Source organism: Undibacterium sp. RTI2.2 (assembly GCF_035018705.1).
Classification (GTDB): Bacteria; Pseudomonadota; Gammaproteobacteria; order Burkholderiales; family Burkholderiaceae_D; genus Undibacterium.
In genome coordinates, this window is the sequence record NZ_JASJXN010000090.1 from 1 (window position 1) to 3,670 (window position 3,670).

At 43.2% G+C, this 3,670-nt stretch carries 6 protein-coding genes; 3 read left to right on the forward strand and 3 right to left on the reverse strand.

All coding sequences use genetic code 11. The annotated features are described in order from the left end of the window. Positions 1-64 precede the first annotated feature (64 nt). Positions 65-238: a hypothetical protein gene (locus QN395_RS20985; protein ID WP_322121827.1), complete on the forward strand. Its 174-nt coding sequence runs from the start codon at positions 65-67 to the stop codon at positions 236-238. A gap of 277 nt (positions 239-515) precedes the next feature. Here QN395_RS20985 and QN395_RS20990 read toward each other — a convergent pair whose 3' ends face one another. Together QN395_RS20990 and QN395_RS20995 are read right to left on the reverse strand one after the other, a co-directional pair. Further along, positions 516-1,022, reverse strand: a complete 507-nt coding sequence (locus QN395_RS20990) for a hypothetical protein (RefSeq protein ID WP_322121828.1) — start codon at positions 1,020-1,022, stop codon at positions 516-518. Between the two features lie 90 nt (positions 1,023-1,112). Next, positions 1,113-1,568 (reverse strand): hypothetical protein, encoded by a 456-nt coding sequence (locus tag QN395_RS20995; RefSeq protein WP_323493013.1) that lies wholly within the window; start codon positions 1,566-1,568, stop codon positions 1,113-1,115. A 219-nt stretch (positions 1,569-1,787) separates the two neighbouring features. On the opposite strand from QN395_RS20995, the gene QN395_RS21000 reads away from it, so the two are divergent. Then, positions 1,788-2,159: a hypothetical protein gene (locus QN395_RS21000; protein ID WP_323493014.1), complete on the forward strand. Its 372-nt coding sequence runs from the start codon at positions 1,788-1,790 to the stop codon at positions 2,157-2,159. Further along, a complete protein-coding gene (locus QN395_RS21005) occupies positions 2,137-2,535 on the forward strand; it encodes a hypothetical protein (RefSeq protein ID WP_323493015.1) in 399 nt (132 codons plus the stop codon). The genes QN395_RS21000 and QN395_RS21005 overlap by 23 nt, the downstream gene beginning before the upstream one ends. Before the next feature lie 747 nt (positions 2,536-3,282). Here QN395_RS21005 and QN395_RS21010 read toward each other — a convergent pair. Beyond that, a complete protein-coding gene (locus QN395_RS21010; protein WP_323493016.1) occupies positions 3,283-3,642 on the reverse strand; it encodes a helix-turn-helix transcriptional regulator in 360 nt (119 codons plus the stop codon). Between the last annotated feature and the right edge of the window lie 28 nt (positions 3,643-3,670).

A 3,670-nucleotide genomic window follows, 5' to 3' on the forward strand; every position in this document is an offset into this window, starting at 1 on the left:
TGGGCATCGGGGCGATCAGTAAAATTGAGGCCGCATCGTAACATCACCGCTTTTCGAGTTTGAAGTGCACCAACGCCCCTTTGAGCACAATACCCGCGTGCAACTCAAGCAGGTGTTTGAGGCGATCCGCGAATTGATGACCCCGCCGGAACCGGAACCGGTGAAGAAACGTCCGATTGGTTTTGTGGAGCAGGACGAGAAGCCGGGCAAACCTAAAGCGTCTAAAGCAAAAAAATAAGCCTCCTTTTTTAGCCGCTAAAAATAGAAGCCACCCGCATCCGGGTTACCGGAGGGAGTGGCTTTTTTATTTTATAAAAGAAGAGTAATTTTAAACGTTGAGTTCGAGGTAATCATTTACGCCTGTCATTTGGCATCGCTGGAATATGACACATTCCATACGGCGCAATTGCTTCGCATTGTCGCCCTACGCGAAGATTACGCCTTACCGAGTTACAAAAAGATTGCGCCTTACCGAGTTACTGGGGGGCTAATGGGTGACCCCTTTGACTGATTTTCTAATTTCCCATCTTGAAAGTTTTCGAAAAATTTCTATCCAACCATTGATAAAAATCTCCTCGCATTGCAACCGGAGTACCGTCTATCATACCTAGCTCCCCGCTTCCATCAACAAATATTGATGCAATTGGTACGTCACTTTTTTCGTCGAAAAATTTTACACCCCAGCGTATATCGATTTCAAATTTATCATCAGGTTTAAAAAATGTTGTTGATTTAATCGCTGCCAATAAACTTTTTTCAAGAGCGTCACCCCAGAGCCGTCTAATAATCAATTTTCTGTCAAATAATTTTTCTATATCCATTGGTGAAACAGTTTGACGAAATTCTGTAGTTGGATTTATCCAGATGATTTCAACAGATTTCACGCGATGCTCGCGAATGTAAGACGTCAGCTTATTCTGTTTAACTTGTGCTTCCTGTATTAGTTCTACCTTGCTAAAACTTGGGCTTGAAATGGACAATAAAAAAATAGAACTCAATAAAAAGGAATATGATTTTTTCATGAGAAATCGCAATCTAAAATAGAAACTTGAATTCGCGAAATATTTATTACAAACGAAATTACAAAACGGTAATTTAATTGTGATAAATATTTATTTTTTGCACTCACAATCTTTAGGTCTCATCGTGGGCGATGTGACTCTTTTTGCTTTCCCACCGTGATTATTTCGGATACTTTCTCCTAAAATTTTTGCGGCGATACTTTCAACCCCCTCGATCACGCGTTGTTCTTCCGCGTTGCCGTAGTAAGGAATTCTTGGAAGACGGGGCGCTCCGCGTGGAGCTCCATCTGCATGCCCAGCCTCATGCCCCAATCCTAACGCTGGAGTTTGAGAACCTCCATTTGGCCTCCCATCTCTATCGCGAAGACATAATGCACTAGTAGGATCCCACCTTATAAAATTATTTTCCTCTATAAATCTATCATCGTGCTCACTATTGATGATGATGGAATACACTTCTCGCGATCGCTCCAATCTATCAAATATTTCCTTCATTTCGGGAATTTTATCCAGGTAATCCCTGGCTTGTTGATATGCTCCATTCATATCGCCGTAGACCAGCAGAATTAGGCCAAATGAATCACTAGACTGAAGTGGATTGCCTCCGACATAGGTGTAAGTGTTTATGCCGCCTCTGAGCCCAATCGGATCAGAGGCGGCATAAACACTTACAGCTATGTGAACGGGAATCCAGTCGGTCTTATTGATCCGGAGGGACTTGATGGGCGTCCTCCCGGCTGGAGACAGCCGCCACCGCCGCCACCTTTGGCACCTTCTCCAGCTGCAAAGGCTCTTATATGCAAATATATAAAAGAGTGTAAAGGGAACGTCCAATGTGCTTTTGGAAAAGAAAATGATGCCAGAAAAGAAAAAGCACCTGGTGGAGTCGGGAGGCCAAATTGGTATAAGCCAGATTATCGGGAAGCAGAAAACTATTTATATTCTGCGGGCTGGCCGAACGAAATTGGTGGTACACGCACCGGAGTCGCCATTTGGCAACTCCATAAGATCCTTCCAGGTACAGCAACATCTCCTTTTTCTATGGATGCTTGGATGGCTGGAATGGCAGGTATTGAGCGTCAAAATAAATCTCCAGATGATTGGATGAAATGGTGTGACGATTGTGAAAAAAAATAAACGAAAAATCTTATTAGGTATCTTGCTCTTTCAAATTGGAGGAGTTATATTTTTTTTGAGCGCACTATCCAATTTTTTTCCTACTCTAAATCTATGGGTTCGGGTCGCGATATCTGGGGCCTTATTGATTGGTTTTGTTGGAAGCGTATTGAGCATTAAGAACCTTTTTTTCTTAGGGAAAATGGGAAGCTGGTGCTTCTTGTTATATGTGCTTGCGACATCAATTCCTGATCCTGACTATTATTCGTGGAACGATATTAAAGTGCCAAATAGCGAAGATGTAGTATTAAGAAATCTAATTTTGTTTGCGCTAGGTATTTCAATGTTGATTTGCTTTTGGCTACTTGGGAAAACGAGCAAGCGCAGTCCAGACTAAGGTCGGTGCAGCCAGGTAGGGTGAGCACCACTGTATCTAGGTAGATGATGAAAATTAAAATCTCAAAAGTGATCTAGCGCAGAGCGCAATCCACATGCGGGCTACAAGCCAGATAGGCTTAAAACCCGCATGGATAAAGCGCAAGCGAGGCATGCTATTTTAAAATTCTAGATAGACTAAGCTCTTCTTTTATAAAATAAAAAAGCCACTCCCTCCGGTAATCCGGATGCGAGTGGCTTCTCTTTTTTAGCGCCTAAGAAAGAGCGATTATCTATTGGTGCACACTCGCCATGATGTTGCATGCCATTCATATGTCACCATATGTCGTTGTATGTCATTTTGCATTAGCTCATATGTCATTTTATATGCTGTTATCGGCCTTAAAAATCACCTCGACCACTAAAGACAGGCAAGCCAATTCAAGACAATAGGCGATACACGGGAGACCCGTCCCCCTATTATTTATCACACACCACGCAACCTCACGGTTTCTCTCAACAGCCGCGCCAGCATTGGATTGGCGGCATATTATGCTAGGCCGATTCCAATATTAAGCTACCCCGTAAAACAGCCTGCAAAGCCAAGGGTGGCGCAGCTATCACCCCTATTACAGGGAAAATCGTTTTATTTTAAACAGTCTCTTCTTACAATAAAAAAAGCCACTACCTCCGAACTTCCCGGATGCAGTGGCTTCTTTTTTTAGTTGCTAAGAAAAAGCTTTATTGCTTCGCCTTAGCTGCCAGGTGTTTATTTATCGACCGATAGCAGCGCTGATTCCATGCGCTGTTTGGCGATCATGGCATCAATCACCTTAATGACTAATTCCTGATCATCAGAGGCCAAACCTTCCAGTACCTGAAAACGTTTGAATAGCCGCGAGCTGGCCAGCGGTGAATCTTCAAGCGGATTGCCGGTCAATAAAAAATCTACCGTCACATCCAAAGCATCGGCCAGTTTCACCAGCATTTCGGCAGGTGGAATATTTAAGCCGCTCTCGTACTTATTGAGTTGCTGAAAACGAATCGCCACTTTAGCCGCTAGCTCTTTCTGCGCCCAATTCTGTTGGCGCGCACTCAATATTGACCAGATAAACGCAGTTATACGCACTGAATATTGACCAGGTAAATTAACCTAT

Excerpts from the sequence above, each read along its gene's own strand:
- QN395_RS20990 (WP_322121828.1), bottom strand. The coding sequence starts at position 1,022 with ATGAAAAAATCATATTCCTTTTTATTGAGTTCTATTTTTTTATTGTCC.
- QN395_RS20995 (WP_323493013.1), bottom strand. The coding sequence starts at position 1,568 with ATGAATGGAGCATATCAACAAGCCAGGGATTACCTGGATAAAATTCCC.